The organism is Bradyrhizobium sp. Gha (genome assembly GCF_900113735.1).
GTDB lineage: Bacteria > Pseudomonadota > Alphaproteobacteria > Rhizobiales > Xanthobacteraceae > Bradyrhizobium.
In genome coordinates, this window is record NZ_FOQM01000014.1 from 1 (window position 1) to 16,585 (window position 16,585).

Consider the following 16,585-nt stretch of genomic DNA (forward strand, 5'->3'; position numbering starts at 1 on the left):
CGGCGCTGCGCCGAGGTGGTAAAGCCGCGACCCATGGCTCGAAAGAGCCGTCACAATCTCTCGCAGCCCCGAGGCTCCAGAAAGTTGGCCGTACAGCATCGCCACGAATTGCGACTTGGTCGGCAGCCGCCGTACCCGCGCATCCGCATCATGTTCTTCCACAAGCCCTTCAAACTGACGCCACGGCATCAGCTTCAGGACGTCGCGAAATACTGTATTGTGGTGCGGCATGGCGCTGATCTCCTGTCGTGTCCCGGAACGCTTGCAGACGTCCAGAACCGACTAGAATCAACGCCATGCGCCTTGTCCACAAAATCTAAACCGGACAGCCGTGGGTCAAGCCGGGGCATGACAGTTTGGATGTGGCGCGCGCCGCCCCTACGCCACCGACGCCTTCGCCTTCACCGGATGAACCGAGCGGAACGCGATCGCCAGCCTGTTCCAGGCGTTGATCGCGCCGATCAGCGCGGTCAGGTTCACCGTCTCCGTGTCGGAGAATTGTGCGCGGACCTGCTCATAGACGTCGTCGGGCGCGTGCGTCTCCGCGATCAGCGTCACGGATTCGGTCCAGGCCAGCGCGGCGCGCTCGCGATCGGTATAAACAGGGGATTCGCGCCAGGCGTTGAGCAGATAGATGCGCTGCTCGGTCTCGCCGCGCTTGCGGGCATCCTCAGTGTGCATGTTGATGCAGAAGGCGCAGCCGTTGATCTGCGAGGCCCGGATCTTGACGAGCTCGATCAGCGATTTCTCGAGCCCGGTGGACTGGATCTGCTCTTCCAGCGCCATCAGCGCCTTCATCGTGTCGGGGGCGGCCTGGTAGAAATTCATGCGGGGTTTCATGGTCGTTCTCCTTGCTTGCGAGTTGAGATCAGTGGGCGCCGCCGGCCGAGGCGTGGCCAGCCTTCTTCAGGAAGAGCACGGCGATCAGGGCCACGATCAGCGCCATTCCGAGCAGATAGAACGTGTCGCTGAAGGCGAGGATATAAGCCTGCCTCTGCACGATATGGCCGATCGCGACATAGGCACGATGCGCGGCATCCGCACGGTCCAGCACGCCGTGATTCATGAAATATTGCGTGAGTTGTTCCAGCCGTGTGCGGGTGGCCTGCTCGAACAGCGAGACCGACTCCATCAGCACGTTGGAATGATACTGCTCCCGCTTGGTCAGCACGGTCTGCAGCAGCGCGATGCCGACGGCGCCGCCGAGGTTGCGCATCATGTTGAACAGGCCGGACGCCGAACCCGCATTCTCCGGCTCAATGCCTGACGTCGCGACCGCCGAGAGCGGCGCCATCACCAGCGCCTGCCCGACGGCACGGACGACATTGGGCCACAGCAGCTGGTCGGCGGCATAGTCGCTGGTCATGAAGATGTTCATGAAATTCGACCCCGCGAACAGCACGAAGCCGACGCCGATGATGACCCGCGCGTCGAACCTCTGCATCAGGCGCGGCACCAGCGGGATCAGCACGAGCTGCGGCAATCCGGTCCAGGCCAGCACCGTGCCGATCTGCTCGGCATTGTAGCCCTGGATGCGTGACAGATATTGCGGCAGGATGAATACCGAGCCGTACAGCGCGATGCCGAGCAGGAAATTCGCGAGCATGCCGAAGCCGAAATTGCGGCGCACCAGCAGGCGCAGATTCAACAGCGGCTTCTTCACGCTGAGCTCGATGATCAGGAAGGCGGTCAGTGCGACGGCCGCGATCACGCTGAGCTTGACGATGAAGGGCGAGCCGAACCAGTCGTCCTTGTTGCCTTCCTCGAGCACGGTCTGCAGTGCCGACAGGCCGATCGCCATGGTGATGATGCCGGCCCAGTCACCGTCCCGAAGCAGCGACAGCTTCATCGGCTTGGCGTCGAGCGCATACCAGAGCATGCCGACCATGATCGCGCCGGGCACGAGGTTGACGTAGAAGATGTATTGCCAGCCGAGATTCTCGGTGAGATAGCCGCCGATGGTCGGGCCGATCGCCGGCGCGAACGTCGCCGACAACGCGAACAGCGCAAGACCGACCGGCTGCTTGGCACGCGGCAAGAGCGTGATGATCAGCGTGAACGCCATCGGGATCAGCACGCCGCCGGTAAAGCCCTGCACGGCGCGCAGCACGATCATCTGCGGCAGGTCCTGCGCCAGCGCGCAGGCCGCCGACAGCAGCAGGAACAGGACCGCGTTGGTCAACAGATAGATCCGGATCGAGAACACCTGCGCGAGCCATCCCGAGAGCGGGATCACCACGATCTCGGCGATCAGATAGGACGTCGAGATCCAGCCGCCGTCGTCGATACCGGCGCCGATCGCACCCTGGATGTCGGCGAGCGAGGCGTTGACGATCTGGATGTTCAGCACCGCCATGAACGCGCCGAGCGTGGCGCCGATCACCGCGATCCACGTTTTGGCAGAGACAACAGGCGTGGCGGGAGCAGCAGCCCGGGCGGGGAGATCGGTGGCGGAAGCAGCGTCGAGGGTCGATTGAAGCGTGCTCATGGAGGCCTCGTCTCGGATACGGAGACAGGATGCATTAGGCGGATAGTTTCGATAATCCCGCGAGCTCGGGAAGGATCATCCGGCAAGACTTGATAATCCTGCCACGTTCCGTGGCGTCAACCGCCGTTCGCGCGCGGCGAATTGCCCGCAACGCGCCTGGCGGTCTCGCGCTCGGCCAACACGGTCGCCTTGGTATCGACCGTCGGCACCGCCGACATGCCGGGGCGCAGCAGGCCGGTGAGGCTGCGGTCGTCGAGCACGATCTTTACCGGCACGCGCTGCACGATCTTGGTGAAATTGCCTGTGGCATTGTCGGGAGGCAGCAGCGCGAATTCGAGTCCGCTGGCTGGCGAAAGGCTATCGACATGGCCGTGCAGCGTGCGATTGCGGAAACTGTCGACATGCAGCTCGACCGGCTGGCCCGCGCGCACATGCGTGAGCTGGGTTTCCTTGAAATTTGCGATGACGTAGACCGCGTCGAGCGGAACCACTGCCATCAATTGCGTGCCGGCTTGCACGTACTGTCCGACGCGCAAGGAGCGGGCGCCGATCGTTCCGTCAACGGGTGCGGTGATCTCGGTATAGGACAGGTTCAGTTCAGCCTGATCCGCGACGGCGCGAGCGCGATCGAGTTGCGCAACCGCCTGCGCACGCTGGGTGGTCAGCACGTCGACCTTGCGCTGCGCGGCCACCAGGCCCGATTTGGCGTGCTGCAATTGCGCGTTGCTGGCGCGGAGCGCCGCGTCGGTCTGCTGCGCGCGCTGGATCGTCCCGGAGCCGGACTTCATGAGCTCGTCGTAGCGGGCGCGCTCTTCCTGCGCGAATTTCAGATTGGCGTCGGCCGCGGTCACGTCGGCGGTGCTCTGCTCGATGACGGGCTGTTGCAGCTCGAGCTGGGCATCGAGGTTACGGACCGAAGCTTCGGCGGCGGCGACGTCGGCGCGGGCCTGGCCAAGCGCTGCCTTGAAGTCGCGGTCGTCGATCCTGGCCAGCACCTGGCCGGCCTTGACCTTCTCGTTGTCGCCGACCAGGACCTTGGCGATATAGCCCGACACTTTCGGGGCGATGATGGTGGAATCGGCCTTCACATAGGCGTCATCGGTCGATTCCAGGTAGCGGCCGGTCGTCAGGTAATTGTAGCCAAAGTCGCCGGCGGCAGCGACGCCGAGCGCCAGAGCCAGCGCGAGGGCCGCCCGCTTGATCGCCTGGCGGGACGGTTTTAGGTTAATTTTGTCTGTTGTTTCAGTGATATAGGCCGCGTTCGACATGGCACCCTCGGAATTTCCATGCGCCTGTTTCGGAAACAGTGCGCTCCTCACGCTGCAAGATGCGTTGTCCCGGCCGTTGTGATAATCCCGGAATTGATGGAAGCATTATCCAGCAATGGCGGATAATCGGAGCCTCGAGCCATGGACCGCTTCACCAGCCTCACGGCCTTCGTCCGCGTGGTCGAAAACGGCGGCTTCTCTGCCGCCGCCCGCCGCCTCAACATGTCGACGACAATGGTGAGCAACCATGTCCAGGCGCTGGAAGACCGGCTCGGCGTGCGGCTTCTGAACCGCACCACGCGCAAAGTGAGCCTCACCGAAATCGGCAAGGCCTATTACGATCGCTCGGCGCAGATCCTCACCGATCTCGAACAGGCTGACGACATCGCCGGCGCGCTGCAGTCGACGCCGCGCGGCACGCTGCGCATTCACACCGCCACCCACATGGTCCCGTTCGTCGCGCCCGTGATGGTCGAATTCCTCGCGACCTATCCCGAAGTCAAGGTCGATCTCCGCATGGGCGAGACCAATGTCGACCTGATCGAGGAAGGCTTCGATCTCGCATTGCGCATGATCGCGCCGCCCGACTCCAGCCTGATCGTGCGGAGCCTTGCGACCTGGCGGCACGTGCTGTGCTGCTCGCATTCCTATATCGAGGCGCATGGGCGCGTGCAGACGCTCGAAGAGCTTGCCGGGCACAATTGCGTGCGCCACATCAACTACCCCTTCGACGAGTGGCGCTTCTTCGACCGCAAGGGAACGCCAGCCTCGGTGCGCGTCTCCGGCAATCTGATCACCAACAGTGGCGAAGCCCTGCGTGAGGCGGCGTTGCAAGGTGCAGGCGTCAGCCTCGCGGCCGGATTTCTGGTCGGTGACGATCTCGATTCCGGCCGCTTGGTCCGCCTGCTACCGGAATACCGGCCGGTCGAGATGTCGATGAACGCGGTCTATCCGCATCGCCATCATCTGTCGGCGAAGGTCAGGACCTTCATCGACATGCTCGTGCATCACAGCGCCGAGCAGCAGAAGCTGATCAATCCGTACGCGTGAGGCGGGAAATCCTGAAGTCGGTTCCCCTGCTCGGGTTTGCCCGCTAGACTGGCGCTGCCATGTACGTCAGCGCTGCAGAGAGTCGGGTCCTTGCACGCATCTTCGGGCTGTTGTCCGAAGACATGGCCGAGCGCGCGGTGCGCGAAACGGTCGGACATCATCTGCTCGAATTGCTGCAGGCAGACTACTACGCGTCCTTCGTCTGGCAGGACGTTTCGAAGACGTTCGGCAACGCCGTTTTCCTGAACATGGAACCGAAAAACGTTGCCAACTACGACGCCTATTACCAGTACCACGATCCCATCACCTTCAAGCTCCAGGCTCGCCGTGATGCGACGCTGGTGACGCAGGTCATGCCGCAACGCGATCTGATGCGGACGGAGTTCTTCAACGACTTCCTCGCCCGCGACGGTCTGCATTGGGGTGTCAACGCCTATAGCTTCGTCGGTGATCGCAACATCGGCGATGTCAGGATCTGGCGCGCGCGCACGCGGGAGAATTTCGACGCCCATACGCTGGAATTGCTGCGGCTGATCGAGCCGGCCTTCACTGGAGCGCTCGTGCGCGCGCAAGGCGGCGCAGCGGCAGTCGATGACTCGCCGGTGCTAAGACTCTCGGTCCGCGAGTTCGAGATCGCGCGCATGATCGGCGATGATCTCAGTGACAAGGAGATCGCGCGCCGGCTCCGGGTCGAGGTGTCGACGGTGCGCACCTATCTGAAGCGCATTTTCGAAAAGCTCGGCGTACGCCGCCGCAGCGGCGTCGCCGCCGTTTTGTCCAGACACTAGCCTACCGCGTCGGTGGCGGCAGGCGCCCGAATACCTTCTCCATCGCCATTCCGACCGCGAGCAGCCGGCGATCGCTTGCGGCGGGCCCATCGAGTTCGAGACCAACCGGCAGCTTGCTGGAAGCGCCCAGCGCGATCGGGATCTGGATGCCGGGCACACCGGCATTGCTGCCCGGATCGGTGTTCTGGATGAAGAGCAGGAAATTAGGCAGGCTGCTGGAATCGGGGTTCGAGTCGATCGCGACCTTCGGCGTGGTTGGGAAGGCGATGGCGTCGAGCTTGTTCTTCGCGAACGTGTCGCGATAGAGCGCCTGGAGCGCCGGGCGGGCCGTTTTGATCGCTGCGTCATAGGCCGGCTTGCCGTCAACGACCGTGTTGTCGGGGCCAGGCAATTTGTGCGGGATCACCAGGCCATCATAGGTACCTTTCACATCGGGACTCGCAATTTCCTTGGCCAGGGCCTCGATCGTGAAGCCGGTACCGGTATGCTTGAGATAAGCGACCATGTCCGCGTTGGCCTCATAGATTGCCACGGGAAAACTCACCTTGCCGTTGAGTTCCGCGAGTTGCGGCATCTCGACATCGACCACGGTGACACCTTGCGACTTGAGCTTGTCGATCGCCCCTTTGAACGCGGCATCCGTATCGTCGTCGAGATTGGCCTGCATCACTTTCACGACGCCGACGCGCACCTGCTTCAGATCGGCAGGTGCGATCGTGTTGCCGCCGGCGATGACACGGTCGAGCGCCGCCACGTCCGTCATGGTCGCGGCCATGGGGCCAGCGGTATCGCGGGTATGGGAGATCGGCGCGATGCCGCCCTGCGGATAGCGTCCGACGGTCGGCCGCAGCGACGCGCACCCATTGAGCGCGCAGGGAATCCTGACCGATCCGCCGGTGTCGGTGCCGAGGCCTGCGGTCACGATCCGCGCGCCGATCGCGGCTGCGGTTCCGGAAGAGGAGCCGCCCGCGATCTTGCTGTTGTCATAGGCGTTGCGGACGCCGGGCTCGGCGCCGGTTTTGAAGCCCGCATTGTATCCGGAGATGCCGAAGGCCAGCTCGTGCATGTTGGTCTTGCCGATGATGATCGCGCCGGCTGCGCGCAACCTCGCCGCAACAGGCGCGTCCTTGTTCGGCACGAAGCTCTTCAGTGCCGGCGTGCCGGCGCTGGAGGGCAGCCCCGCCACCTCGATATTGTCCTTGATCACGACGGGCACGCCACCAAGCGGCGGACACGGCCGCTTCCTGCGCCGCGCATCAAAGGCCCCGGCAGCCTTCATGGCGCCCGCCTCATCGAGCGTGATGAAGGCGTTGAGATTGGGATTGGCCTTGGCGCGGGCAAGCGTTGCCGATGTCAGCGCCTTGCTGGTGACCTTGCCCGCGCAGATGTCGGCCGCGGCCTGCGTCATCGTCAGCTGGTCGAGATCGAACGCCTGTTGCGCGACGGCGGTTGTCGGTAGAGCGGCGGTAGACAGGATCAGGCTTGCGATGGTCGAATTCAGCGAAACGGTTCTGCGTTCCATGAGGCTCCCCCGTCGAAGGTGATCACCCCAGCTTACCTCGGCTGGGGCGCGGTGAATGTCCTTATTTTCGTGGACGCACGTCTCAGGCTGCTCGGGTAGCCGATGGCTGCGCCAGCAAGGACTCGACCTCGGCTTTGACCTTCGCGATTGCGGCGTCCTTCACCGGCCCGTAGCCGCGGATGTCCATCGGCGCTGCGGCAATTGCCACAAGATCCGTCAGAGGCGCGGTATCGAGCCCGGCGAGTAACACGTCGATCAAGGCCTCGTACCAGGCGATCAGCTCGCGTTCCGCGCGGCGCTCGGCGGAATAGCCGAACGGATCGAACGGCGTTCCGCGCAGGATCTTGAGCCGCGCCAGCACCGCGAGCGGCATCTGGATCCACTGGCCAAAAGCGCGCTTCCGCGGGCGGCCGCGTGCGTCCTGGCCAGACGGCAGGAACGGCGGCGCCATATGATACTGGACGCTGAAGCCGTCTTCGAATTCACGCTTCAGCTCATCGAGGAAGCCGCTCTGCATGTGCAGGCGTGCCACCTCATATTCGTCCTTATACGCCATCAGCTTGAACAGGGCGCGTGCAACGGCCTCGGTGAGTGCCTCGCTATTGAGCCCAGCTTCGGCATTTCGAACTTTTGCGACGAGTGCGCGGTAGCGCGCCGCGTAGGCTTCGTTCTGATAGGCAGCGAGAAACTCGGCGCGGCGGGCGATCATCTGATCGAGCGTCTCGGCCTTTGACGGCTCGTTGGCCTTCGGCAGAAAACCGGGATCAGCGGCGGCGATCCGGCCCCAGGCAAAGGCCTGCTTGTTGCGCTCGACCGCGACTCCATTGAGCTCGATCGCGCGCAGCAGCGCTTGCAGCGAGACCGGCACCAGGCCGCGCTGCCAGGCAAAGCCGAGCATGATGATGTTCGCGTAGACCGCGTCGCCGAGCAGCCGTTCGGCAAGCAGGTTGGCGTTGATGCTGTCGAGATTGTCGTTCCCGATGACCTGGCGGATCGCACGCAGGCGGGCAGGCGAGGCGAGATCGGCGTCGCGGAAGCGCACGACGTCTCCGGTCGGCATTTCCGCCGTGTTGATGGCGGCACGGGTGCCGCGGCGATAGGTGCCGGATGCCTTGGGCGAGGAACTGACGACGAGATCGCAGCCGATCAGCGCATCGGCCGCGCCCTGATCGATGCGAACCTGATGCAGCGCTTCGGCGCTGGCAGCCAGCCGGATGTAGCTCAGGACGGGGCCGAATTTCTGCGCAAAGCCGGTAAAGTCGAGCACCGACACGCCACGGCGTTCGAGATGCGCAGCCATCCCGATCAGCGCGCCGACCGTGATCACGCCGGTGCCGCCGACGCCGGTGACAAGCAGATCGTAGGGCCGGTCGAGTAGCGTGGGGAGCGGCAGGGGAAGCGTAGCCGCGTGGCCGATCGCGTCGATCTGGCTCGCACTCTTCTTCCGGCGTGTGGCGCCTTCGACGGTGACAAAGCTCGGGCAGAAGCCGTTGAGGCAGGAAAAATCCTTGTTGCAGGCCGAGAGATTGATCTGGCGCTTGCGGCCGAACGGCGTCTCCTTCGGCTCGACGCTGAGGCAATTGGACTCGACCGAGCAATCGCCGCAGCCTTCGCAGACCAGATCGTTGATGTAGGCAAAGCGCTTGGGATCGGCCATCTCGCCACGCTTGCGGCGGCGTCGCTTTTCGGTGGCGCAGGTCTGCTGATAGATCAGGACCGAGACGCCCGCGACGTCGCGCAGCTCGCGTTGCACGGTGTCCATCTCCTCGCGCGGATGGATGGTGACGCCATCGGGCAGGTCCGCTGGCAGGAATTGCGTGGGATCGTCCGACACCAGCGCGATGCGCGCGACGCCTTCCGCCCTCACGCTGTGTGCGATGGCATGCACGCTGACGGGGCCGTCGACCGGCTGGCCGCCGGTCATGGCGACGGCGTCGTTGAACAGGATCTTGTAGGTGATGTTGGCTTTGGCCGCGATGGCCTGGCGGATCGCCATCGAACCGGAGTGATAATAGGTGCCTTCGCCGAGATTCTGGAACACGTGCTTGCGGCCGGTAAATCGCGACGAGGCCGCCCAGTTCACGCCTTCGCCGCCCATCTGGATCAGCGACGAGGTCTCGCGGTCCATCCAGCTTGCCATGAAATGGCAGCCGATGCCGGCCAGCGCCCTCGAGCCCTCGGGCACTTTTGTCGATGTGTTGTGCGGACATCCTGAGCAGAAATATGGCGTGCGCGTCGCACCTGATACGTTGATCGCGCGCGCGGCCTCGGGCAACAGCGCGGCCGCGCGTGCGGCAAGATTGAGACCCAGGAACATCGGATCGAGCCGGCGCGCGAGCACGCCCGCCAGCGCGCGAGGTGACAGCTCGCCGATCCACGAAATCAACCGCGCGCCGGTTTCGTCGTGCTTGCCGACCATGCGCTCCGGCTTTGCGCCGGGATAGTCGTAGAAATATTCCTTGAACTGGCTCTCGATGATGCCCCGCTTCTCCTCGACCACGAGGATCTCGCGCTTACCCTTCACGAAATCCATGGCGTCGTGCAGCGCCAAGGGCCAGACCATGCCGACCTTGTAGACGTCGATGCCGAGGCTGCGGCAGGCGCCTTCGTCGAGCCCCATCAGCCGCAACGCTTCCATGAGATCGAGATGCGCCTTCCCGGTGGTGACGATGCCGTAGGTGGCGTTCGGGATGTCGTAGATGTGGCGATCGATTGGATTAGCCTTGGCGAAAGCGTACACCGCGTGCTTCTTCGCCTCCAGCCGTTCCTCGATTTGCGGGCCCGGCAGGTCGGGCCAGCGATAGTGCAGGCCACCGGGCGGCGCCGTGAAGTCGGGCGTGCGGAAGGCGCGCCGCGGGCGCAGCGCGACCGATGCGCCTGACTCCACGATCTCCGAGATCGCCTTGAAGCCGACCCACATGCCGGAGAAGCGGCTCAGCGCGTAGCCATATTCGCCGAATTCGAGATATTCGCTGACGCTTGCGGGGTGCAGCGTCGGCATGAACCAGCTCATGAAGGCGACGTCGGACTGGTGCGGCATCGAGGAGGAGACGCAGCCATGATCGTCGCCGGCGACCACCAGCACGCCGCCATGCGGCGAGGAGCCATAGGCATTGCCGTGCTTGAGCGCGTCGCCGGAGCGATCGACGCCGGGGCCCTTGCCGTACCAAAGACCGAACACGCCTTCGACCTCACGGTCGGTTTGGGTCTCGACCTGCTGCGAGCCCAGCACGGCAGTCGCGGCAAGGTCCTCGTTCACCGCGGGCAGGAATTCGATGCGGTCTTGCTTCAATCGCTGCTGGATGCGCCACAGTTCGAGATCGATGCCGCCGAGCGGCGAGCCGCGATAGCCTGAGATGAAGCCGGCCGTGTTGAGGCCGGCAGCGCGGTCGCGCCTGACTTGGTCGAGCGCGATGCGGACAATTGCTTGCGTGCCCGTGAGGAACACGCGGCCCTCCTCGCGATCGTAGCGGTCGGAGAGTTCGTAGGCGTCGAGTGACGGAATGGCGTCCATGGCAGACCTCGCGCGGCATCCTGCCGAATAGGCGCAGGGTAAGCCTGGGGCGTTGGTAGGTGTTACCTATCTATCCCTATACAAGCCATAAAATCGGTGAAGTTTTGCTTGCAGAGCCAAAATTTGGTAGAATTAATCGATTTGAGGGCTCCCGATGATTGAAGACCAGGACCTGCGGATTCTCGCGCATCTCCAGAAGGACGGCCGCGCCACCAACCAGCAGCTCGCCGATCAGGTCGGCATGTCGACCTCGGCCTGCTGGCGCCGGGTGCGCGCGCTCGAGGACAGAGGCGTCATCCGCGGCTATGCGGCCCTGGTCGCGCGCGAGCAGGCGGGCTTTGCGATGTCGGCAATCCTCCACGTCTCGCTGGAGCGGCACGATGCCAAATTCGTCGACGAGTTCGTGTCTCGCGTCACCACGCGCCGCGAGGTGCTGGAGTGCTTTGCAACCACTGGCGATGCGGATTATCATTTGCGCGTCGTCGTGCAGGACATGGTCGCCTACAACCGCTTCCTCGACGAGTTCATGTTCCGCATCCCCGGCATTCGCTACGTCCGCAGCAACGTCGTGCTGAAGGAAATCAAGACCGGCGTGGCGCTGCCGTTTTGAGCATGCTTCGTTCGCGCGCAGCCGTCATTCACATCGTCTCGGCGGTGGGGCGACGGAAAAGCTGGCGCAGCGACAGGGCGTGCAGCAGGATCGAGCTTGGCACGACGAAAGCGGGCGTCAGCACATTCGGAAAGCTGTCGACAGCCATGCTCGGACCCTGCGCAATGATCAGCTGAAACGGGCCGGGCGACATGATCATCCCCAAGGTGATCGCGACGGCGAAATCCGCAAGGCCGAAGACATTCCAAAGGATCGCCGTGCGCCGTCCCTCCCTCGTTCCGCTTGCGAGGGCCATCGCCGCCGGGATGGCGAAAAGGCCTGTGAGCACATCGCCTGTTCCTGCCGGCAAGGCCCAGAGGCCCGGCAGCAACCCTCCCAGCCAATAGGCAAGCCATTGGCTGCCGAAGATGCGGTAAAGCTGAAGCGCGATGAGCCACGTGGCTGGCATGGCGTCGAGCAGCTGTCCGATCCGTTTCGACATCAGCAGCACGGGAGCGCCGACGATCACCGGCAGCAGGATCGCCGCGGGAAGCATCGGCATGGAGGACGCACCTGCGCGGAACGCACCCTGGATGGCAGCTGTCCAGGCGACGGTGGCCCAAAGCGTGAAGGGAATCATGATGCACAGCCAACTCGCCTGGCGCTGTTTCGGCGTCAATGACGTACGTTCGAGGCCGATCCATGAGCCGAGGGCGAGGAGGCCGTAAGAGATCAGCCGCACGCCCAGGGCCGGCACCCCGCTCTCGGCAAGTGCGGGCAACGCGTAGATCAACCAGGTCCACAGGATCGTAAACGCAGCGGCGTAGATCAGGCTGAGCCGGGCGGGATGCGGCGCAACCACGCCAGCGGAAATGGTGCTGCTGTTCATCGGCATTCCTTCAGGCGGTTGCGTCACGATCTCGCTGCTGCCGGTCCGGCTTCAGCAGAAGCATGAAGACAAGGACATGGCCGACCAGCAGCAGCGGCACGTAAAGGGCCGGGATATAAATGCCGGCGCCGAACAGGCCGGGGCTCTGAATCTGCGTCGCGCCGACGTAATACGCATTCAGGAGATCGAGCGTGCCCCAGATGTTGAAGATCCAGACCAGGGGAATGGCGATCGACCATCGCCTGGACAGCGCCGCCATTGAGACGAGTGCGAGTGTGGCGGCGATGAGATCTCCCCATCCGACTTCGCGGGCGAAATCCGGGTCCAGCTCCGAGGAGACGAACCCGGCCACCATGAAGTTCATCCCCAGGAAGCGGAACGCGTGGAAAGCTGCGAGGAGCTTCAGGGCGTCATGGCGCGGCATCGCGCGGACAAAGGGCCAAACATAGACAGACGCCACCACCGCGCTCGTCAGCAAGGCGCCTGCGACACTGAGAACGAATGGAAGGTTGAAGCCCGGTGGCACGTTCGGATGTCCTTGCGATGGTTCGTCAGGTCGGATGGGGGAGGCCTGCGGCCGGTCAGGGCTTCGTCATGAGCAGGCGGAGCGGCATGAGCGGGCCGACGGCGATGTATTCGTGATCGATGAGGTCCTGCCTCGCGAGCGGCAGCGCATCCATGGTGGCGTGAGCCTCAGCGACATCCCTGGCATCGAGCAGGAAGACGGCGCCGCGCCCGTCGGACCGCGAATACCATTCACGGATTTTTCCGGTGAGATAGAGCTGGACGGTCTGCCTGATTTCATCGGGCATCACGGCCATGATTTGCTCCCTCGTGATGCCGGGCTTGGCGCTCAGGATGACCATGACCCCGGTGGTCGTGGGTGATGGCGCTTGTGCTTGGGCGGCGGACGGTTCGGTCATGGCGGTAACACCTGTCAATGTGAGGGCGAGTGTCAGGACGGCGTTGCGGATTGCCTTCATCGGTTTCGCTTCTCCGGTGCGGCTCATTTGCAATCCGGATGTAGAGCGTCTTTCCGCGAGCGACTATTCGCGATAATGTTCACAGGCTATGAAGCAGAACTTCACAGTCAGGCAGGGTGCGCTCGACGGTGTCGAGGCGTTCCTCAGCGTCGCCCAGCACCGCAGTTTCCGGCGGGCGGCCGCCGAACTTGGCGTGACGCCGTCGGCGATCAGTCAGGCGGTGCGGTCGCTCGAGGCGCGTGTCGGGGCTGCGCTCTTCATCCGCACCACCCGCAGCGTTGGTCTGACCGAAGCCGGCGAAAGATTCTTCGAGCGCGCAAGGCCGGCCTTTGAGGAACTGGTGGCAGCAAGCGGGGCGGCGCGCGAGCTAGGTCAGAGGCCGGCCGGGTTGCTGCGCCTGACCGTGCCGCGTTCGGTCGTCCCGATTCTGCTGGAGCCGCTGATCGCCTCGTTCTGCCAGGCCTATCCGGAGATCGAGGTGGAGCTGGCTGCAAGCGAGGAGCTGGTCGACCTCGCGGCCGGAGGCTTTGATGCCGGCATCAGGATGGGCCAGTTCATCACCCCCGACATGATTGCAGTGCGCCTGACCAAGCCGCTACCGCTCATCGTCGTCGGCAGTCCTGCTTACCTTGCCCGTTCCGGCCGCCCCGAGCATCCGGACGATCTGCGTCTGCATGCCTGCTTGCGATTGCGGCGATCGAACGGCGCACTCGCATCATGGTCGCTCAGCGACAACGGCCGTTCGGTCGAGATTGCGGTCTCGGGTCCGTTCATCGCCTATGATTTTCCGACGATGCTTGGCGCCGCGATCGAAGGCGTGGGTCTAGCGCAGGTGCCGGCACCGTTGGCGACCGGCGCCATCGCGGCAGGCAAGCTCGTCCGCGTGCTGGAGCCGTTCTCGCCGATGACGCCGGGTGTATTCCTGTATTATCCGGGCCATCGCCAAATCATGCCGAAGCTGCGCGCCTTCATCGACCACGTGAAGAGCCGATCGGGCGGCGCGAGCTGATCGACTGTCCCTCCCGCACAAACCGGTTGCGCAACGTCCCGACACCGGTGATCTCGATCTCGACGACATCGCCATGCTTGATGTCAGGCGAGGCGCCGTCCGTCCCCATCCAGATCACATCGCCGGGCCACAGCGTAAAATACTTGGTCAACTCGACCAGGAACGGCACCACGCCAAAGATCATATCATTGGTGTGGAAGCGGTTGGTCTCCCTGCCGTTGACGCGGACGATGGTCTCCATCCTGGCAAGATCCGCCTCGGTCTCGATCCACGGGCCCATCGGCTTGAACGTGTCGGCGTTTTTCGAACGCCACAGGCTGCGGTCGGCCTTCTGCCAGGAGCGTTCGCTGACATCGTTGCCGATGGTGTAGCCGAACACGCAGTCCATCGCATTCTGCTCGGTCAGGTGCTTCACCTTCTTGCCGATGACGACGGCGAGCTCGCCCTCATAATGGATCTTCTCCGTCGCAAAGGACGGGATCACGACATCCTCGTCATGCGCGATCAGCGCGTTCTGGGCGCGGTAACCGATCTCCGGCCTTTCAGGCACGGCCGGCACCGTGCCGGCCTTGTCCGCGGCTTCCTTGAGGTGCTTGAGATAGTTCAGCCCGACGCAATAGAAGGTCCGCGGGATCAGCGGCAGCTCGATCTTCACCTTCGACAGCGGATGCGTGCGCGACGTCCGCCGCCATTCGCCGAAGGGATCGCCCTCGACCGCGATGACCTGGTCGCCTTCGACCAGGCCCCAGGAGGTTTTGCCGGAGGCGGTGAATGTCAGCCAGCGCATGCTGTGTCCTCGTCTTATTCCGCGCCATCGCGCGGCTTTACCTTCCAGGCGCCGGCGGCAGGTCGCCTCAAGCCGAGATTCTCCCGTAGCGTCTTGCCGCGGTAGTCTTTCTGGAACAGGCCGCGCCGCTGCAACTCCGGCACGACATGCTGCACGAAGTCGGCATAGGAGCCGGGCACATGGGTTGCGGCAATGACGAAACCGTCGCAGCCGCGCTCGACGAACATTTCCTCCAGTCTGTCCGCGATCTCCCTGGGGCCGCCGACCATGGCATCCTGCACCTGGCCACGGCCGGAGAAGGTGACGAAATCGCGCGCGCTCGGATTGCTCTTGCCGGAGTTCTTCAACACGCCGTCGCGAATGCCGAGAATACCCTGCATGCTCTTCAGTTCATCCGTCGTCAGCGGCGCGTCGAGATCCTTGGAGGCGAAGTCGTAATTGAGCGCCTCGGCGAGCAGCGACAGCGCATCGATCTCGAGCGGAAGCTTGTTGATCAGCGCCATCCTGTCTTCGGCTTCCGCCTTGGTCGCCGCGCACACCGCTGTCGTCAGGTTGCAGAGGAACATCTCATCAGGATCGCGACCGGCTTTGGCCGCCTCGTTGCGCACGGACGCGTAGCCTTCCTTGGCCGCCGTGAGGTTGCGGGCAGCGGTGAAAATGACTTCGCCCCATCGTCCGGCAAAGCGCCGCCCGCGACCGGATGCGCCGGCCTGGATGATCACGGGGTGGCCCTGATCCGAACGCGGCACGGTGAACGGTCCGCGCGATTTGAAGTTTGCGCCCTTATGGTCGAGCCGCTTCACCTTGCCCGGATCGGCAAAGCGGCCGCTCGTTTTGTCCATGATGAGTGCGCCGTCTTCCCAGGTGTCCCAATGGCCGAGCACCACCTCCATGAACTCGTCGGCCTTGTCGTAGCGGGAATCATGTTCGGGATGGGAGTCGCGCCCCATATTGAGCGCCTCGCCGTCGTTGAGCGAGGTGACGACGTTCCAGCCCGCGCGCCCGCCCGACATCAGATCGAGCGTCGCAAAGCGGCGGGCGACATCAAAGGGCTCGTAGTAGGTGGTCGAGCAGGTCGCCCCGAGCCCGAGCCTGTCGGTGACCATGCCCATCGTGGTCAGCACGATCAGCGGATCCATCTTCACGCAGCGGATACCGTATTCGACGGTGTGGGTGTGGTCATTGCCGTAGCGGTCCGGCATCGCCAGACGATCGTCGAAGAAGGCCATGTGAAACTTGCCGGCCTCGAGAATTTTCGCGATCTCCTGATAATAATCCGCCGACATCGAATCGGAGCGCGAGTCCGGATGCCGCCACGAGCTCGGCAGATTCGTGCAGTTCTGCGCCTGAAGGAAGCCGACCAGGACCATCTGGCGGTTCATGCTGTTCTCCGAATTGCGGTCAGGTTAGATCGAGGGAGGCGGTCGGCCTTGACGACAGGCATGGCGTTTCCTCGGCTTTTCGCGCCCTTGACGGGGCCGTTTGTTGGACGCCATCGTCTCAAAGCGGAGCTGCGATATCAATCTCCCGTAAACCAATACAGGGCTGCAGATTAGTAAAGAGAGCACCCTTTCGTCGGAGATTCCCTCCGCGCGACGGTATTCCCGCACGTTTTTCGACGGTCATTCGCTGCTCGTTCACTCTGATTGGCGGTTTAATTGCCGCAATAACCACCACTTAGGCGATCCCCGTTGATAG

The 16,585-nt window shown here is 63.7% G+C and carries 15 protein-coding genes; 4 read left to right on the forward strand and 11 right to left on the reverse strand.

Features of this window, described 5'->3' with window-relative positions; all coding sequences use genetic code 11:
• The 4 genes from BM222_RS18030 to BM222_RS18045 all read right to left on the reverse strand — a co-directional run.
• Positions 1 to 231, reverse strand: a 231-nt coding sequence (locus BM222_RS18030) for a DUF4372 domain-containing protein (protein WP_143105991.1), incomplete at its 3' end; no start/stop codon positions are given.
• 147 nt (positions 232 to 378) lie between these two features.
• Positions 379 to 840 carry a carboxymuconolactone decarboxylase family protein gene (locus tag BM222_RS18035; protein WP_092229889.1) on the reverse strand — a complete coding sequence of 154 codons (462 nt, stop codon included), beginning with the start codon at positions 838 to 840 and terminating at the stop codon, positions 379 to 381.
• A 28-nt stretch (positions 841 to 868) separates the two neighbouring features.
• Entirely contained in the window at positions 869 to 2,488 is a 1,620-nt protein-coding gene (locus BM222_RS18040; protein WP_092229892.1) for an MDR family MFS transporter, read from the reverse strand.
• A gap of 116 nt (positions 2,489 to 2,604) precedes the next feature.
• Positions 2,605 to 3,756 carry an HlyD family secretion protein gene (locus BM222_RS18045; protein WP_092229894.1) on the reverse strand — a complete coding sequence of 384 codons (1,152 nt, stop codon included), beginning with the start codon at positions 3,754 to 3,756 and terminating at the stop codon, positions 2,605 to 2,607.
• Positions 3,757 to 3,897: 141 nt separating this feature from the next.
• Between BM222_RS18045 and BM222_RS18050 the strand changes: the two genes are divergently transcribed.
• Complete coding sequence (locus BM222_RS18050) at positions 3,898 to 4,806, forward strand: LysR family transcriptional regulator (RefSeq protein WP_092229896.1); 909 nt, start codon at positions 3,898 to 3,900, stop codon at positions 4,804 to 4,806.
• Positions 4,807 to 4,865: 59 nt separating this feature from the next.
• Entirely contained in the window at positions 4,866 to 5,594 is a 729-nt protein-coding gene (locus tag BM222_RS18055; RefSeq protein ID WP_092229898.1) for a helix-turn-helix transcriptional regulator, read from the forward strand.
• Position 5,595: 1 nt separating this feature from the next.
• Here the strand turns inward: BM222_RS18055 and iaaH are convergent, their stop codons facing one another.
• Complete coding sequence (iaaH, locus tag BM222_RS18060; RefSeq protein ID WP_092229900.1) at positions 5,596 to 7,116, reverse strand: indoleacetamide hydrolase; 1,521 nt, start codon at positions 7,114 to 7,116, stop codon at positions 5,596 to 5,598.
• An 82-nt stretch (positions 7,117 to 7,198) separates the two neighbouring features.
• On the reverse strand, positions 7,199 to 10,630 hold the full coding sequence (locus tag BM222_RS18065) for an indolepyruvate ferredoxin oxidoreductase family protein (RefSeq protein ID WP_092229902.1): 3,432 nt from the start codon (positions 10,628 to 10,630) through the stop codon (positions 7,199 to 7,201).
• Between the two features lie 154 nt (positions 10,631 to 10,784).
• Here BM222_RS18065 and BM222_RS18070 point away from each other — a divergent pair, with 154 nt between their 5' ends.
• Positions 10,785 to 11,240, forward strand: coding sequence for an Lrp/AsnC family transcriptional regulator (locus tag BM222_RS18070; protein WP_092229904.1), 456 nt, complete (start codon positions 10,785 to 10,787; stop codon positions 11,238 to 11,240).
• Positions 11,241 to 11,268: 28 nt separating this feature from the next.
• On the opposite strand, the gene BM222_RS18075 is transcribed toward BM222_RS18070, so the two are convergent.
• Genes BM222_RS18075 through BM222_RS18085 form a run of 3 tightly spaced genes read right to left on the reverse strand, consistent with a single transcriptional unit; the run spans position 11,269 to position 13,031 of the window.
• Positions 11,269 to 12,108 (reverse strand): DUF8737 domain-containing protein, encoded by an 840-nt coding sequence (locus BM222_RS18075; RefSeq protein WP_092230175.1) that lies wholly within the window; start codon positions 12,106 to 12,108, stop codon positions 11,269 to 11,271.
• Positions 12,109 to 12,118: 10 nt separating this feature from the next.
• The gene (locus BM222_RS18080; RefSeq protein ID WP_092229906.1) at positions 12,119 to 12,634 is read right to left on the reverse strand and encodes a DUF8737 domain-containing protein; all 516 of its coding nucleotides are present in this window, start codon (positions 12,632 to 12,634) and stop codon (positions 12,119 to 12,121) included.
• Between the two features lie 55 nt (positions 12,635 to 12,689).
• Complete coding sequence (locus BM222_RS18085) at positions 12,690 to 13,031, reverse strand: hypothetical protein (protein WP_177243295.1); 342 nt, start codon at positions 13,029 to 13,031, stop codon at positions 12,690 to 12,692.
• Positions 13,032 to 13,179: 148 nt separating this feature from the next.
• Between BM222_RS18085 and BM222_RS18090 the strand changes: the two genes are divergently transcribed.
• Positions 13,180 to 14,100 carry a LysR family transcriptional regulator gene (locus BM222_RS18090; protein WP_092229908.1) on the forward strand — a complete coding sequence of 307 codons (921 nt, stop codon included), beginning with the start codon at positions 13,180 to 13,182 and terminating at the stop codon, positions 14,098 to 14,100.
• On the opposite strand, the gene BM222_RS18095 is transcribed toward BM222_RS18090, so the two are convergent.
• Entirely contained in the window at positions 14,060 to 14,887 is an 828-nt protein-coding gene (locus tag BM222_RS18095; protein WP_092229910.1) for a fumarylacetoacetate hydrolase family protein, read from the reverse strand. The two genes, BM222_RS18090 and BM222_RS18095, sit on opposite strands and share 41 nt — an antisense overlap.
• Before the next feature lie 14 nt (positions 14,888 to 14,901).
• Positions 14,902 to 16,269: an LLM class flavin-dependent oxidoreductase gene (locus BM222_RS18100; protein ID WP_092229912.1), complete on the reverse strand. Its 1,368-nt coding sequence runs from the start codon at positions 16,267 to 16,269 to the stop codon at positions 14,902 to 14,904.
• Positions 16,270 to 16,585 lie beyond the last annotated feature (316 nt).